Origin of the sequence: Streptomyces sp. C36, from assembly GCF_040932295.1 — a bacterium.
Taxonomy (GTDB): Bacteria; Actinomycetota; Actinomycetes; order Streptomycetales; family Streptomycetaceae; genus Streptomyces; species Streptomyces triculaminicus.
Window position 1 is genome coordinate 53,325 of sequence record NZ_JBFQGI010000013.1, and the last position, 15,199, is coordinate 68,523.

The 15,199-nt window shown below is 73.3% G+C and carries 16 protein-coding genes; 13 read left to right on the plus strand and 3 right to left on the minus strand.

What is annotated here, in order from left to right; translation table 11 throughout:
• Positions 1–12: 12 nt before the first annotated feature.
• Both AB4K12_RS29970 and AB4K12_RS29975 read right to left on the minus strand, forming a co-directional pair.
• Entirely contained in the window at positions 13–594 is a 582-nt protein-coding gene (locus tag AB4K12_RS29970) for a hypothetical protein (RefSeq protein ID WP_368437828.1), read from the minus strand.
• A gap of 156 nt (positions 595–750) precedes the next feature.
• Positions 751–2,127 carry a M14 family metallopeptidase gene (locus tag AB4K12_RS29975; protein ID WP_368437830.1) on the minus strand — a complete coding sequence of 459 codons (1,377 nt, stop codon included), beginning with the start codon at positions 2,125–2,127 and terminating at the stop codon, positions 751–753.
• A 213-nt stretch (positions 2,128–2,340) separates the two neighbouring features.
• On the opposite strand from AB4K12_RS29975, the gene AB4K12_RS29980 reads away from it, so the two are divergent.
• The 13 genes from AB4K12_RS29980 (at position 2,341) to AB4K12_RS30040 (ending at position 14,756) form a co-directional block, all read left to right on the plus strand.
• Positions 2,341–3,294 carry a serine protease gene (locus AB4K12_RS29980; RefSeq protein WP_368437832.1) on the plus strand — a complete coding sequence of 318 codons (954 nt, stop codon included), beginning with the start codon at positions 2,341–2,343 and terminating at the stop codon, positions 3,292–3,294.
• A gap of 362 nt (positions 3,295–3,656) precedes the next feature.
• Positions 3,657–4,544 carry a hypothetical protein gene (locus tag AB4K12_RS29985; RefSeq protein ID WP_368437833.1) on the plus strand — a complete coding sequence of 296 codons (888 nt, stop codon included), beginning with the start codon at positions 3,657–3,659 and terminating at the stop codon, positions 4,542–4,544.
• Positions 4,545–4,665: 121 nt separating this feature from the next.
• Positions 4,666–5,391: a Flp pilus assembly protein CpaB gene (gene cpaB / locus AB4K12_RS29990; RefSeq protein WP_368437834.1), complete on the plus strand. Its 726-nt coding sequence runs from the start codon at positions 4,666–4,668 to the stop codon at positions 5,389–5,391.
• A gap of 81 nt (positions 5,392–5,472) precedes the next feature.
• On the plus strand, positions 5,473–7,146 hold the full coding sequence (locus tag AB4K12_RS29995) for a CpaE family protein (protein WP_368437835.1): 1,674 nt from the start codon (positions 5,473–5,475) through the stop codon (positions 7,144–7,146).
• A gap of 3 nt (positions 7,147–7,149) precedes the next feature.
• Positions 7,150–7,764 carry a TadE/TadG family type IV pilus assembly protein gene (locus AB4K12_RS30000; RefSeq protein ID WP_368437837.1) on the plus strand — a complete coding sequence of 205 codons (615 nt, stop codon included), beginning with the start codon at positions 7,150–7,152 and terminating at the stop codon, positions 7,762–7,764.
• Entirely contained in the window at positions 7,761–9,119 is a 1,359-nt protein-coding gene (locus tag AB4K12_RS30005) for a CpaF family protein (protein ID WP_368437839.1), read from the plus strand. The genes AB4K12_RS30000 and AB4K12_RS30005 overlap by 4 nt, the downstream gene beginning before the upstream one ends.
• A 6-nt stretch (positions 9,120–9,125) precedes the next feature.
• Positions 9,126–10,064, plus strand: a complete 939-nt coding sequence (locus AB4K12_RS30010; RefSeq protein WP_368437841.1) for a type II secretion system F family protein — start codon at positions 9,126–9,128, stop codon at positions 10,062–10,064.
• A 78-nt stretch (positions 10,065–10,142) separates the two neighbouring features.
• Positions 10,143–11,030 carry a DUF5936 domain-containing protein gene (locus AB4K12_RS30015; protein ID WP_368437842.1) on the plus strand — a complete coding sequence of 296 codons (888 nt, stop codon included), beginning with the start codon at positions 10,143–10,145 and terminating at the stop codon, positions 11,028–11,030.
• Positions 11,031–11,241: 211 nt separating this feature from the next.
• Positions 11,242–11,430 carry a Flp family type IVb pilin gene (locus tag AB4K12_RS30020; protein ID WP_368437844.1) on the plus strand — a complete coding sequence of 63 codons (189 nt, stop codon included), beginning with the start codon at positions 11,242–11,244 and terminating at the stop codon, positions 11,428–11,430.
• On the plus strand, positions 11,427–11,999 hold the full coding sequence (locus AB4K12_RS30025; RefSeq protein WP_368437846.1) for a pilus assembly protein TadG-related protein: 573 nt from the start codon (positions 11,427–11,429) through the stop codon (positions 11,997–11,999). The genes AB4K12_RS30020 and AB4K12_RS30025 overlap by 4 nt, the downstream gene beginning before the upstream one ends.
• Before the next feature lie 126 nt (positions 12,000–12,125).
• Entirely contained in the window at positions 12,126–12,686 is a 561-nt protein-coding gene (locus tag AB4K12_RS30030; RefSeq protein ID WP_368437848.1) for a hypothetical protein, read from the plus strand.
• Between the two features lie 7 nt (positions 12,687–12,693).
• Positions 12,694–13,323, plus strand: coding sequence for an OmpA family protein (locus tag AB4K12_RS30035; RefSeq protein ID WP_368437850.1), 630 nt, complete (start codon positions 12,694–12,696; stop codon positions 13,321–13,323).
• 182 nt (positions 13,324–13,505) lie between these two features.
• The gene (locus AB4K12_RS30040; RefSeq protein WP_368437851.1) at positions 13,506–14,756 is read left to right on the plus strand and encodes a hypothetical protein; all 1,251 of its coding nucleotides are present in this window, start codon (positions 13,506–13,508) and stop codon (positions 14,754–14,756) included.
• 93 nt (positions 14,757–14,849) lie between these two features.
• On the opposite strand, the gene AB4K12_RS30045 is transcribed toward AB4K12_RS30040, so the two are convergent.
• Positions 14,850–15,191: a DUF1036 domain-containing protein gene (locus AB4K12_RS30045; RefSeq protein ID WP_368437853.1), complete on the minus strand. Its 342-nt coding sequence runs from the start codon at positions 15,189–15,191 to the stop codon at positions 14,850–14,852.
• Between the last annotated feature and the right edge of the window lie 8 nt (positions 15,192–15,199).

Sequence of the window (15,199 nt, forward strand, 5' to 3'; positions counted from 1 at the left end):
GCCGTCGGCGCGTCAGACGGACCAGCGCTCGCTCATGGTCCTGATCTCGTCGCCCTTGGCGTTGAGCGTGACCTCGTAGACGTTGCCGTGGCAGGAGAGGGGCGCCTTGATCTGGCTGTAGTCGTTGCGCAGGCAGGCGTCGATGTGCTTCGACAGCTCCTCGCGGGTCACCTTCTTGTGGCTGCCGGAGCCCGTGGACAGCTCGGCCTTGATGTCGGCGGGGAGCTTGTAGCCCTTGGGAGTGCCGCCGTCGCCGTGGTAGATCCAGTCGTTGGGCGTGCACTTGGGCACGGCGTTGAAGGCCTCCACGACGCTGATGTCGCGGTGCAGGCCCACCTCGATCATCTTGATGCCCGCGGGCAGCGTCGGCGGCTTGCCGCAGTCGTTCTCGCCGTCGCCACCGTCCTTACCGCCCTTGTCACCGCCGTGGCCGGCGTGGTCGCCGCCCTTGGCGCCCTGCGACGGCTTCGCCGCCGCGGTGGCGCCCGCCGAACCGTCGCTCGCCTTGTCCTCCTCCGGCCCGCAGGCGGTGAGGCCGGCGCCGAGCGCGGTGATGAGCGCGAGTGTGCCGATGACATGCCGAGTGGAGCGCATTGAGTCCATCCCCCGTACGAAGAACTTGTCGTGACCATGATTGATCGACGGTGAGTTCTACCGCAGAACGGGAGGGAGATCCAATTCCCGCCGGAGCCGGGCGCGGGGGCGGGATCGTCCGCCCCGCGCCCGCCCCCGGACCGGGCCCGCGCCCGGTCACGTGCAGTACTGCTGCTCCTTCCCGATCGACCGGTACATGCAGTCGGCGTTCTCCAGCAGCTGCAGCACCGCGTCCCGGTTGCGCGCCGTCTCCCGGTCGATGACCTCGTCCGGCGGGTAGAAGCCGCCGGCGCCGGCGGACGACGGATACATCTCGAACGTGTAGGCGAAGATCTTCTGGTTGCCCCACAGCCAGTCGTCGATCGTGCCGTCCGTGATGTAGAGGTCGCTGGACTGCTCCGGCGTGTAGCCGTTGCTGCGGGCCATGGACGTGCCGACCTTCGCGAAGGCGTCGCGGTCGTCCTGGGTCATGCCCGCCGCGGTGTCGTCGTACGTCCAGCCGAACGGCCACAGCACGAGCTCGCTGTAGGTGTGGAAGTCGATGGCGGCCTTGATCTGCTGCTTGCCGCCCACGACCCGGGTGCGGACGAAGTCGGCGACGACCTTCACCTCGGGCGCCGACTCGGGACCGGAGCCGCGGTACGTCTCGGAGCCGGTGCTGCCGGAGGAGCCGCCGCAGCAGCCCCACTTGTAGTCCCAGTTGCGGTTGAGGTCGGTGCCCCGGGAGGACGAGCCGTTGTTGGGCTGGCGGTTCTTGCGCCAGCTGCGGTAGCTGCCGGAGGCGATGTCGTACTCGCCGCCGTCGGGGTTGAGGTCGGGCACGACCCAGATCACGCGGCTGTCCACCATCTTGGTGACGCGGTCGTCCTTGCCGTACTGCGAGCCGAGCTCCTTGAGCAGGTAGAGCGCCATCTCCACGGTGAGGTGCTCACGGGCGTGCTGGTGGGCGGTGAACAGCACCTCGGGCTTGGCGGCGGCCTTCGCGACCGCCTTCGCGGCGTCGGCCGTCCCCGCGCCGCCCGCCGCCTTCGCGCTGCCGGTGATCTTCACGGCGATGATGTCCCGGCCCTCGTAGGACTTGCCGATGACCTGCTTGCTCATCAGGGACGGGTACGCGGCGACGTCCGCGTCGATCTCCGCCATGGCCTCCTTGTAGTTGTGGTACTTCGCGTCCGCGGGCGGGAAGTCGAACGGCGCGGGCTTCATGCCGTCGCTACGGTCCGGCGGCCCGGGCAGAACGCGCAGCCGGTAGCCCATCCGGCGGATCCGCTCGGCCTGACCGGCGTCCGCGGTGATCACGACCGAGTCCTTGCGCACGGCGTCGACGGATGCTCCGGTCGCGGCGACGGCGGTGCGCTGGGCGGCGGTGCGAGGGCCGGTGACCTCGTACTCGTGGACGCGCTCCCGGGCGTCCGGGCCCGGCGTGGTGTTCGAGGACGCGGGGGTGGCCACCGCGAGGGCGAGCAGACCGGCGATGGCGGCAGCCGTCACTCTGCCGTTCGGCCTGCGGAGTCGGGGGGTGGGGGGTCGCATGAGACCTCCTGAGGGGTCCGTTCGTGCGACGAATGAGGGGGGTGAGCCTTACCAGTGTTCGATTGCTGACATGGACGGGTCAATAGCTGCCGGATGGGTGAATCAGGCCAACTTCCCCCTCACTTCAGACCGGTTGATTGCCGCGCGGCCTCACCAGCCCCACAATGCACACGTCAAAACAGACGAGCATGTGATCTGAGAGGACCACCCCCCATGAGACGACCTCTCGTCGGTGCGCTCACCACGCTGCTGCTCGCCGGTGCCGGCGTCGCGGGCGCCGGCACCGCCACGGCCGCCACCCCGCAGGGCGACTCCCCGGCCGCGCCCGCGAAGGCCGCGCCCGCGTCCGCCCGGGTCGCGTCCGCCCAGGCCGTGTCCGCCACGGGTCCGGCCGCCGCCGCGAAGCCCAAGGCCGTCGACTTCGCCGGCACCGTCGCGCTCAGCAACTGTTCCGGTTCGCTGATCCGGCTCCCCGGCTCGGGCGACAACGACCCCGCGCTGGTGCTCAGCAACGGCCACTGCCTCGAGACCGGCATGCCCGGCGCCGGCGAGGTCATCACGGACCAGCCCTCCAGCCGCACGTTCAGTCTGCTCAACTCGACCGCGGGCAAGGTTGCCACGCTGCGCGCGACCAAGGTCTCGTACGCCACGATGACCGACACGGACATCTCCCTGTACGAGCTGAACACAACGTACGCCAGGATCAAGCAGCAGTACGGCATCAACGCGCTCAGCCTGTCGGCCGACCACCCGACGGCCGGGACGGCCATCAAGGTGGTCTCCGGCTACTGGAAGCGGATCTACTCCTGCAACGCCGACGGCTTCGTCCACGAGCTCCGCGAGGGCGACTGGACCTGGAAGGACTCGCTCCGCTACACCCCGTCCTGCAACACCATAGGCGGCACCTCCGGTTCGCCCGTCGTGGACGCGAACACCGGAAAGGTCGTCGCCGTCAACAACACGGGCAACGAGAGCGGCGAGCGCTGCACGATGAACAACCCGTGCGAGGTGGACGAGAACGGCCAGGTCACGGTCCGCAAGGGCATCAACTACGCCCAGCAGACCTACGGCATCGCCAAGTGCTTCGCCGCCGGCAACAAGCTCGACCTGGACCTGCCGGGCTGCGAGCTGCCGCGGCCGACGGAGGAGGAGGCCCCGCTCGGCTGAACCCTCCGCTGAGCCGAACCCTCCGCTGAACTGAACCCTGCGCCCCGGTCGCCGGGCGGGCCGTCCCCGTGCCCGCCCGGCGGCCGGAGCGTGCGCACGCGCCCAGTCATGGGTACGCGCGCGTGCGACGGGCACGCGCGCGTGGACCCCGGATGGCCGGATCCTTCCCCGCCTGCTTGAACTCTCCGCGGCGCGCGCCCCCGTCAAGGGCCACCGGGCACCGCCACCGGCTCGTGGGGCAAAGACCGAAGTACGGTTCTCAGCCGCTCCATTCGTGGATAAAGTGCGGAGGCGCCAGCACAGGGCAGTATCGATCTGCGGCCGCCGGAGCCCCCGCGGCCGGAGTGAACGGGGAAGCCGACGTGCCGATTGCGATAGCGGTCACCAGCTCCGACCTGGTGCTGCCACCGCCCGGGGGGCCCGTTCCCACCGCCGCGGTGCTCCAGCCGCCCGAGGTCCAGCCGCTGGAGGACGCCGTCGCCCAGGCCGGCGACCTGCTCGAGCGGTGCGGCCATCTCGTGGTGCTCTACCCCGACTCGCTCGCCGTGGCGTACGTCCATCGGCTGCACGCCGTGCGCTCGGTCCTGGAGAGCGACCGCGTCGCCCTCCTGCCCGTGGCCCTGCCGCCGCTGTCGGTGGGCGTACTGGCCCGCCAGTTACGGCAGTTGTCCGTCTCCGACCTCACCCCCGGCGTGCTCGCCTGCGCCGCCCGGCTGCTCGCCCACTACATCTACGCCGGCGCCCAGCTGGCGTCCGTCGCCCGGCTCGACCGGGTCGACGTGGGGCTCGGCGCGCACGTCGCCTCGCTCCTGCCGGGCGCCCGCTTCGGCGTCGTGGTCAACCCGGCGCCGCAGGTCGTCCGGGTCGGCGCCGGCGAGCTGCCCGCCGGGCCCGGCTTCGCCACCCGCATGACCGTCGCCCGCTCCAGACCCCGCGCGACCGAGGACTGGGTCACCGACGCCGTCGCCCCGCACTGGCGGGTGCAGGGCGTCCAGGAGATCCTTCCGCTGCCCGCCGAGTCCAGACGCTGGTGGGGCACGTCGCGGGCCGTCGAGTTCGCCGCCGCCATTCCCGACCCCTCCGTGCTCTACCAGCTCGTCGCCTCCGTGCGCCGGGAGGAGTGCCACTGGTGCGGCCTCGAACTCATCGGTGACCGCTGCGGGTTCTGCGCCGCGCCCGTGCCGCGCGGCGCGGGCGACCGCGCCATCGGACCGCCCGGCGCCCCCGAGCGGGCCCCGGCCGGCCGCTGAACCGGCGGCACGCCCCGCAGGCCCCACCTGCCGAAACACCCCGAACGCCCCGAACAACACCGAACGTGCCGAACATCCGCCATAGCCCCCGAACGAGGCCCCGAACGAGGTTCGTCGTCCCATGAATTCACGTCAGCGCCGTGGGATCGTCCTGCTGCTCCTGTCGGTCCTCTGTGCCCTCGGTGCGTTCGCCGGAGTGTTCTCGGTCATCGAGGACGCCGAGTCCAAGGTCGGCCCCGAGGTCACCGCCTACCGGCTGAAGGCCGACATCCCCGCCTACCGGGACCTGGAGACCGACGAGTTCGAGAGGATCTCCATGCCCAGGCGCTGGCTCCCCTCCACCGCCGTCACCGACCTCGCCGCCGTGCGCGGCAAGATCGCCGTCACCCCGCTGCGCAAGGGATCCCTGCTGCAGAAGGACATGATCGTCGCCCGTCCGGCGCTCGCCCCCGGCCAGCAGGAGATCGCCATCATGATCGACGCGGCGACCGGGGTCGCCGGCAAGATCCTGCCGGGTTCGAAGGTCAACATCTACGCCACCTTCGACGCCAAGGAGCAGGGCGCGAAGCCCGTCTCCAAGGTGATCGTCAGCGGCGCCCGGGTCATCGACGTCGGCCGGCTCACCCCCCTCAAGCGGGACGGCGACAGCCGCGGCGGCGGCGCCACCACCACCCGGCAGGCCGGCGAGGCCGTGCCGATCACCTTCGCGCTGGGCACCAAGGACGCCCAACGCGTGGCGTACGCCGAGTCGTTCGCCTCCCGCGTCCGGCTCGCCCTCGTCGCCCCCGGCGGCGAGGAGAGCGTGGCCGGGAGCGACCGCACGTACACCCTCGACGGCGACAAGTAGCCCGTACGCCGGCAGCGGCGGATCCCCGGAGGAGCCCAACGGAATGGCCCAGCGGTTGTTGTGGATGGAGGCAGGCCCACGGTGACGATCAGAATCCTCCCGGCCGTCGGCGACCCGGACGCCGCCCGCGCCGTCGGCGGGCTGCTCGGCAGACTCCCCGGCGCCGAGCCCCTGCGGGCCGTCGGCGACTCGACCCGCCTGCTGGACACGCTCGCCGTGCTGGCGGCCGCCTCGGTCGACGAACTGCCCGAGGTCGTCCTCGTCCACGAGCGCCTCGGGCCCGTCCCCGCCCTCGAGCTGATCCGGGACATCGCCCTGCGCTTCCCCGCCACCGGCGTCATCCTGCTCAGCGCCGAGGCCGGCCCCGCGCTGTACGCCGCCGCCATGGACTGCGGCGCGCGCGGCCTGGCCGCGCTGCCACCGTCGTACGAGGAACTGGCCGCCCGCGTCCAGGCCGCCGCGCAGTGGGCCACGGGCGTCCGCCGCCACCTGGGCGCCACGGACGACGGCCCGGCGGTGGGCGGCGGCGGGGCGGGCGGCCGGCTCGTCGCGGTCGTCGGCGCCAAGGGCGGGGTCGGTACGACCGTCACCGCCGTGCAGCTCGCCCTCGCCGCCCGCGCCGCCGGGCGCAGCGTCGCCCTGGCCGACCTCGACCTGCAGTCCGGTGACGTCGCCTCCTACCTGGACGTGCAGTTCCGGCGGTCGGTGGCCGACCTGGCGGGCATCAGCGACATCTCGCCGCGCGTGCTGCGGGACGCCGTCTTCCCGCACCCCACCGGCCTCGGGCTGCTGCTGGCCCCGGCGGAGGGCGAGCGCGGCGAGGAGGTCGGCGACCTCGCCTCCCGGCAGATCACCGCCGCCCTGCGTGGCCGGTACGAGGTCGTGGTCGTCGACTGCGGCACACAGATCACGGCCGCCGGCGCCGCGGTGATCGAGACGGCGGACGTGGCGTTACTGGTCACGACGCCGGACGTGGTGTCCGTACGGGCGGCCAAGCGCATGGTCCGGATGTGGGAGCGGCTGCAGATCCGCAAGGCCGAGGAGACGACGACCGTGGTCAACCGCCACACCCGTAACGCCGAGATCCAGCCGGCGCTCGTCGCCCGCACCACGGGCACCCGGGCCGCCCGGACCACGGTCCCGGCCGGCTACAAGGAGCTGCAGAGCGCCGTGGACTCCGGCCGGATGCAGGACCTGGACGCCCGCTCCGGCGTCCGGCAGGCGCTGTGGGCGCTGGCCGGCGAACTGGGCCTGGCCGCTCCGGCGGCCGGCGGCCGGGCCCTGCGCGGTGGGGCGCCCGGCGCCCACGCCGGACGCCGCCGGGCCATAGGGGGCGGCGGCGGTACGGGCCCGGACCAGCTGGCGCCCGTACCCAGCGGCTCGCTCCTGCCGACGATCCGCTTCCGTCGGCGCGGGGGCGGCGACCGGGGCCAGATGGCGGTGGAGTTCGCGGGCATCCTGCCGCTGATCCTGGTGGCGCTGGCGGTCGTCTGGCAGTGCGTCCTGGTCGGCTACTCCTTCTCGCTGGCCGGCCACGCCGCCGACAAGGCCGCGCGGGCGGGCGCGGTGGGCCGCGACTGCGCGGCGGCCGCCCGCTCGGACCTGCCGGGCGCCTGGCGCGGCGAGCCGCGCTGCGGGCCGGACGGGTCGGTGTACCGGGCGAGCGTGCGCCTGCGGGTGCCCGTGCTGTTCCCCGGGTCGGTCGACTGGCCGTGGCCGGTGGAGAGTACGGCCGGCGTGGCGCGGGAGGACTGAGGGGTGGCGACGGCGGCGACGCGTCCGGCCCGGCCCCGCGGGCCCGTGACGGCCCGGTGCGGGCCGCCGCGCGCGGCCGCGGACGCCGCGCGGGACGGCGACGGGCGCGGCGAAGGGCCGGGCGCCGGGCGCGGCGAAGGGCCGGGCAGCTCGTACGGCGAAGGACAGGGCACCTCGTACGGCGAAGGGCAGGGCACCTCGTACGGCCAAGGGCCGGGGACCGGGCGCGGCACCGGGAAGCGGCGCGCGGACGGTGGCTCGGCCTCGGTGGAGTTCCTCGGGTTCCTTCCGCTGCTGCTCCTGGTCGGCCTCGCGGCGGTCCACCTCGGCCTCGCCGCGTTCGCCGCGCAGCAGGCGGGTACGGGCGCCCGCGCGGCGGCCCGTACCGCCACGCTCGACGTGCCCGGAGCGACCCCCGCCGGGGCCGGCGGGGCGGCCATGACCGGCTGGGTGGCGTCCCGCGCGGCGGTCGACGCGCCGCGGTGCGGCGGCGGAGCCGGCGAGGTCACCGCCACCGTGACCGTGGACGTCCCCCCGCTCCTTCCCGGCACCGGGTTCGCGGTGACCCGGCGCGCCACCATGCCCTGCCCGGCGGAGCCGGTGGGGGCCGCTCGATGAGCCTGCGCGACCGCATCGTCGCCCCCGAGGCGCGGCCCGACGGCCGCGAGCCCGGGCACCTGGTGCCGGTCTACCGGGCGAAGCTGCTGGAGGAGATCGACCTCGCCGAGATGTCGGCGCTGGCCGCCGGCGAGCGCCGCGGCCGCCTCGAGCGGGTGCTCGGCCACATCATCAGCCGCGAGGGGCCGGTGCTCTCGACCGCCGAGCGCGACAGCCTCATCCGCCGGGTGGTCGACGAGGCGCTGGGCCTGGGGGTGCTCGAACCGCTGCTCGAGGACCCGTCCGTCACCGAGATCATGGTCAACGGCCCGGACCAGATCTTCGTCGAACGGGCCGGCCGGGTGGAGCCGGTGCCCGTGCGCTTCGCCTCCCACGAGCAGCTGATGCAGACCATCGAGCGCATCGTCTCCACCGTCAACCGCCGCGTGGACGAGTCGAATCCGATGGTGGACGCCCGCCTGCCGAGCGGAGAGCGCGTCAACGTGATCATTCCGCCGCTCGCCCTGAACGGCGCGACCCTGACGATCCGGCGCTTCCCCCGCGCGTACACCCTGCGCGAGCTGATCGGCATGGGGACGCTGGACGAGCACATGCTGATGCTGCTCGGGGCGCTGGTGCGGGCGAAGTTCAACGTGGTGGTCTCGGGGCCGACGGGCGCGGGCAAGACGACGCTGCTCAACGCCCTGTCCGGGCTGATCCCCGACGGGGAGCGCATCATCACCGTCGAGGACGCGGCCGAGCTGCAGCTGCAGCAGTCGCACGTCATCCGCCTGGAGTCGCGGCCCCCCAACGTCGAGGGCAAGGGCCGCATCACCATTCGCGACCTGGTCCGCAACTCCCTGCGCATGCGCCCCGACCGCATCATCGTCGGCGAGGTGCGCGGCGGCGAGACCCTGGACATGCTGCAGGCCATGTCCACGGGCCACGACGGCTCGCTGGCGACCGTGCACGCCAACAGCGCCGAGGACGCGCTGCTGCGGCTGCGGACGCTGGCGTCGATGTCGGAGGTCCGCATCCCCTACGAGGCGCTGCGCGACCAGATCGACAGCGCCGTCGACTGCCTGGTCCAGCTCGCCCGGCACGCCGACGGCACCCGGCGCGTCGCGGAGATCGCCCTGCTGTCCCCGGACGCGTACGGCGAAGGTCGCGACGAGGGGTACCGGCTCGCCACCGTCTCCCGCTTCGACGCCGCGCCGATGGGCGCCGACCGCGTCGTGCGCGGCGCCTTCACCCACTTCCCGCTTCCCGGACGCGCCGCCGAGCGGCTGCGCCTGGCCAACGAATCCGTACCGGCCGCCTACGGCGTCGCGGCGCTCCCCGGCGAACTCCACACCCGCCACACCGGACAGAGGTAGCCGCACATGGACCACCTGGCACTGCTGACCGTCGGCGCCACCCTGCTGTGCGGGGTGCTGGCCGTCGCGGGCGTACGGACGTACGCCACCGGGCGCGACCGCCACCAGGCGCTGGTCGACCGCCTCTCCGACGCCCCGCCCCTGCCGCCCGCCGGGCGGACGCGCTACTTCGCGCGGACCGACCGGCGGCTGCGCGCCACGCCCGCCGGCCGACGGCTGGAGCTGCGGATCGCGTCGACGGGCCTGGACGTCACGGTGGGCGAGTTCGCGATGGGCACGGCGGGCGCGGCGGCGGGGCTGTGGCTGGTGGCGGCGACGGCGCTGGCGCCGTTCTTCGGGCCGCTGGCGGGCCTGGTGGCCGTCTGGGCGGCGCACTCCCTCCTGGCCTGGCAGCGGCGCAAGCGCATCGAGAGGTTCATCAACCAGCTGCCGGAGCTCTCGCGCATCCTGGCCAACGCCACCCAGGCCGGGCTGGCCCTGCGCACGGCCCTGGGCATGGCGGCCGAGGAGATGGAGGCCCCGGCGGGCGAGGAGCTCGCCAAGGTCGCCGACCAGCTGGCGGTGGGCCACTCCATCGACGAGGCCCTCGGCGAGCTGGGCCGCCGCCTGCCCTCGCGCGAACTGGTCGTGCTGGTCACCACGCTGGTGCTCTCCCACCGGGCCGGCGGCACCGTCGTCAGCTCGCTGCGCAACCTCACCTCGACCCTGGAGGAGCGCAAGGAGACCCGGCGCGAGGTGCGCACCCAGCTGTCGCAGGTGACGGTGACGGCCTACGTCGTGCCGGCGATGGGCGTCGGGACGTTGCTGCTGATGGACCGCATCGCGCCCGGATCGATCGAGCGGATGACGGCCGGCTGGCCGGGCCGGCTGGCGGTGGTGGCGGCCTTCGGGATGTACGCGCTGGGGTTCTTCCTGATCCGCCGGATGTCGAAGATCGACGTGTGACGGCCGATGTGTCGCGGCTGATGTGTGGACACCTGTTGAGCGTGCGGGACGTGTCGGGACGTGTGAGGGGTGGGGAACGTGGGCTTCGTACTGGCGCTGCTGGCCGGGGCGTCGACGGTGGGCATCTGCTACGGCGTCCTGCTGTGCCGCGGCGAGGCCAGGCTGCCGCCGGACCTCGCGGTGGCCCTGGAGGTCGGCTCGACGCGGACGACGGCCGTCGGCTCGGCCGTGGACCGGCTCGGCATGCGCTACGCGCCCCTGGTGCTGCGGATGATGGGTGAGAAGCGGGTGGCGAAGGTGCGGCGCAGGATCGACCGGGCGGGCAACCCGGGCGGCCTGACCGTCGACCGGTACGCCGCCCGGCGCGCGGTCTACGGCCTGCTCGGCTTCGGCGGGGCGCTGGTGATGCTCCTGAAGGGGCAGGGCGTGCTCGCGCTGCTGCTCGTCGGCTTCGGGCTGTTCTGGATCGAGGTCGGCATCTGGGCCGCCGTGCGCGAGCGGCGGGACGCCATCGAACGGACGCTGCCGGACTTCCTCGACGTGCTCGCGGTGGTGGTGAGCGCCGGCCTGGGCTTCCGGCAGGCGCTCGACCGGGTCTCCGAGCGGTACGAGGGGCCGTGGGCGGACGAACTGCGCATCACCCTGCGGCAGATGGACATGGGCGTCAGCCGACGCCAGGCCTTCGACGAGCTGCGCAGGCGCAACGACTCCGAGCAGGTCGCCCAGTTCGTCACGGCGCTGCAGCAGGGCGAGGAGCTGGGCACGCCGATCGTCGACACGCTCATCGAGATCGCCACCGACATGCGCCGCACCGACGCCCAGCTGGCCCGCCGCCGGGCGGCCCGGGCGGTGCCGAAGGCCACGATGGTCATCACGACGTTCATGGTCCCGGGAACGATGATCCTGCTGATCGCCGGATTCCTCCTGGGGTCCGGCATGGATTTCGGCTCGATCACCGGGGACTGAGGCGGGGGGACCGAAGCGGGAGACCGAAGCGGGGACCGAAGTGGGGGTGACGGCCGGGGGCGAGTTGAGCGAAGTACGTGAAGACGCTTCGCGGGTGCAATGGGCTGTGGGACAGTCTTCGGGGAACTGGGGGTGAGGCGTGTGGTGTCCCAACTGCCCTGTGAGGGAAGGGAAAAGGGTCGGCAGCGCACCACCCATGGAGGGGAACATCATGCGAAAGCGCTTTCGGGCACGGCGAGTGTCCGGGGAATTCCGCGCGGACGACCGGGGGCAGACCTCGGTCGAATACCTCGGCATCATCGCGGTGGTCGTGGCGATCATCCTCGTCCTGACGACGACGGACTTCGGCACGATGATCGCCACCGCCATCACCAACCAGATCCAGCGGATCACCGGTTGAGCCGGGACGCCGGACAGGCGTTCCCGCTCTACATCACCGCGGTCGCGGCACTGCTCTTCCTCGCCCTGGCCTTCTTCGTCGTCGGACGGGCCGGGGCGGCCAAGAACGCGACGCAGACCGCCGCCGACGCCGCCGCGCTGGCGGCCGCCCAGGACTTCCGGGAACAGCTGCGCACGGGCTTCCTGGCGGCGGCCGCGGGCACGGGCGGCGACTGGGCCGGCTGGCTCGCCGGGCGCGGCGCCGACCGCGACCGGGCCTGCCGCGCGGCGACCGCGTACGCCGAGGCGAACGGCGCACAGCCGGCGATCACCTGCGAGGAGGGTGACGCGCCCGGCTCGTTCCACGTGAGCGTCACCTCCGCGCGGACGGTGGGCGCCTCGGTGGTGCCCGGCACCGAGGACCGGCACGCCACGGCCACGGCCGAGGCGGTCGTCGCCCCGCGCTGCGTGCCCCGCGCCGCGGACGGCCGCACCCTGAGCTGCGACGACGAGATCGTGGTCGTCGACCCCCGGCGACCGGAGGCCGTGGTGACGGCGGCGGACCTCTTCACCGTACGACTGACCGAGTGACCGACCGAGCCGTCGGCTTTCGCCTTGGAGGCCTTCGCCTCGGAGGCCTTCCCTTTGGAGGCCTTCGCCCCGGCCGACCGGCTGTCGGCCATTTCCCGGACGGACGAACGAACGGACAACGCACCCATGACCTCTCGGATGGCAGGAACGGCGCTCGTGGTCGTCATATCCCTCGCCCTGGCGGGCTGCGGGGGCGAGGACGACGACGGGGAGAAGAGAACCGACGTGAATTCCGCGAGAAACTCCGCCGCCTCGCACGGCACCGCCACGAACAGTCCCGGCCCGCGGCCGACGGCGACGATCGGCGAGATCAGGGGCCCGGACGGAATCACGGTCCTCCTCCATTCCGCCGCGCGTGAGAAAGGCGGCTTCGTGACCGTCAACGGAACCGTGGCGAACCGGGGCGCCAAGCCCTACACCTCGCTGACCTGGCGGTCGAAGGAGACGGAAATGAAGTCCCAGTCCTCGGTGTCCGGAGCCTCCCTCATCGACCAGGCGGGAAAGAAGCGCTACCTCGTCCTGCGCGACACCGACGGGGAATGCCTGTGCACCACGGGCCTGGTCAATATCCGCCCCGGCGAGAGCCGGACCATCTTCGCCCAGTTCCCCGCCCCGCCCGACGACGTCAAGGCGGTGGACTTCCAGCTGCCGACCATGCCGTCCGTCCGCATCCCGATCTCCGGGTGAGCGCGTCATGTGGCCGACCCACCGGTCCCTGTGCGGCACGGTTCTCGCCGCGGCGGCGGCCCTCGCGGCCGTCGTCCCCGCCCACGCCGACGGCGGCCCCGGCGGCGGTCCCGCCGGCTCCGCCCGGACGACGCCCCCGGTGAGGGTCGACGCGACCGCGCCCGGCCTCAGGCTGCGCGCGGGCGCGAAGCTCGCGCCCGGACGCGTCCTGGACATCAAGTCCGTCGTCGAGACGGGCGACGGCGAGGAGCGCCGCGCGGACACCAACGCCGACGTCACCTTCGCCCTGCAGGCGGAGGTCCTCTTCGACAAGGACAGCGCCCGGCTGGGCGACACGGCCAACGCCCGCATCCGTGCCATCGCCGACGAGGCCCGCAAGCAGCGTGCCACCACCCTGCGGATCTTCGGCTTCACCGACGACCTCGGCTCGGCCGACCACGGCATCTCCCTGTCCAAGGAGCGCGCCAACGCCGTCCAGCGACAGCTCGCCGAGCACCTCGGCTCGTCCTCGACGCGCTACGAGATCCGCGGCTACGGCGAGCAGTACCCCATCGCCGACAACGGCACGGAGGACGGCCGCCGCAAGAACCGCCGCGTCGAGGTGAGCTTCCCGCGCGGAGGCCCGGACCGGCCCTGACCCTCGGCCGGAGGGGACAGCGCGGGCACCGCCGCCACCGCCGCCACCCTGGCCGCCCTCGCCGCCCGACGGCGGGCCACGCGTCGGCCGAGCCTGGGCGATCTGTCGCGAACTCGCCGTTCGTCACGGCAGGATGGGCCTGGACCAAAGCGTCGGCGGGGGAGTGCTGAGGGAGGCGGGAGATGAGGGGCGGGCGGTTCGTCGGGGCGGCGGTCGCACTCGGCGCGCTGACGGCGGCGAGCGGCACGGCGGCGGTGGCGGCCGACGGGCCGCCGGCGTACCGGATGGCCTCCGGGGCGACGGCCGTGACGGGATCGGGCGGCAGCGACGACGGGCCCGTACTGAAGGCGGGCGCGAGGACGTACACGGACAGCATCCGGCCCGGTGAGAAGAAGTACTACGGCGTCGAGCTGGACGAGCGGTCCAGCGCGTTCGTGTCCGCCGTCGCCGTCCCGAGGCCCGGCGCCTCGATGGGGCTGCGGGACGGGATCGAGGTGGCGTTGCAGGCCCCGGACGGCACCCCGTGCGGCAGCGGGCGGAACAGATCGTTCCTGTCGGCCGGCGGGGCCTACCCCGTGGCCGACTACGCGGAACGCGTCGTACGGGCGGGCGGGCCGTGCGCGAGCGCCGGTACGTACCGCTTCGTCGTCCAGCGCGGGGACGCGACGGGCGGCGACGACGCGGCCGTACCGGTCGAACTGAAGTACGTGGCCGAGGTGCCGCGGAAGCACGAGGCCGACGCCCCGCCCGCCCCCGGCGGCTGGAGCTCCCGGGCGCCGTCCGGCCCGCCGCAGGGGGAGGGGGAGGGCGTCACGGGCGGTACGGGCTTCAACGACGCCGCCGAGCTGCGGTCGGGCGTATGGAAGGACGAGCTCCGGCCGGGCGAGACGCGCTTCTACCGGATATCGGTCGACGCGGGCGAACAGCTCTTCACGGACGCCGAGTTCGGCCTGAAGCCGGACGCGGGCCCCTACGTGGTGCGCGGGGTACGGCTGGGACTCAGCAACTCCGCCCGCGGCTACGTGATGAACCGCACCGGCGGCTACCAGGGCAAACCCGCGACGGTCTCGCTCGCCACGCCCCCGGCCGCGTACGGCGACGCCGGCACCGGCGGCGAGGCCGCCCGCGGCATGCGCTTCGCCGGCTGGTACTACCTGCAGGTCAGCCTCAGCCCCAAGGTTCACGGAGGCGCACGGGGCGGCGGCGTGCCCGTCACGCTCAAGGTCGAGGTGGCGGGCGCGCGGAAGGCCGGTCATGAGGAGGGCGTCGGACGCGGCGGGGGCGCCGTCGGCGGCGAACTCGTGGCCGCGGCGGGCGGCGCGCCCCGCAACGGACGGCTCCGGATCATCGGCTACGCCGGCATCGGCACCGGATCGGTTCTGCTGCTGGGCCTCGGCGCCTGGACCCTGGCGGGCCGCCGCCGCGACGGGTAGACCCGGGCGCGGCGGGGTGGTGCGGAAGCCCCGCGTCCCCTGGGCGGCCCGGGCGTGGGCGGCGCCGGGCCGGGGGCGCGGGGCGGGGTGCGATCACGCCGTGAGCGTGAGCGTGAAGTTGCAGAAGCTGTTCACGTCGAGCTCGCGGAAGCCGGCGATATAGCCGCCCGGGTCACACCTGTTGAGGCACCACTGGAATGCCGGGTCCTGCACGCAGTACTCGAACTGCCCGGCCCAGAACGATCCGTCGATCGCCTCCGAGTGGAAGTACCAGAAGCGGTTCACCGCCGACGCGCAGCCGCTGTAGATGTCCCGGCATTCGCCCGGCTGAAGGTTGAACCAGCCGAACTTCAGCCACCTGTCGGGACAATTCAGGTCCCGCATGATGAATGCGGTCGCGGTGAGGGTGGAGTAGTTGTTGCACAGTCGCAGCATCGCTTTTC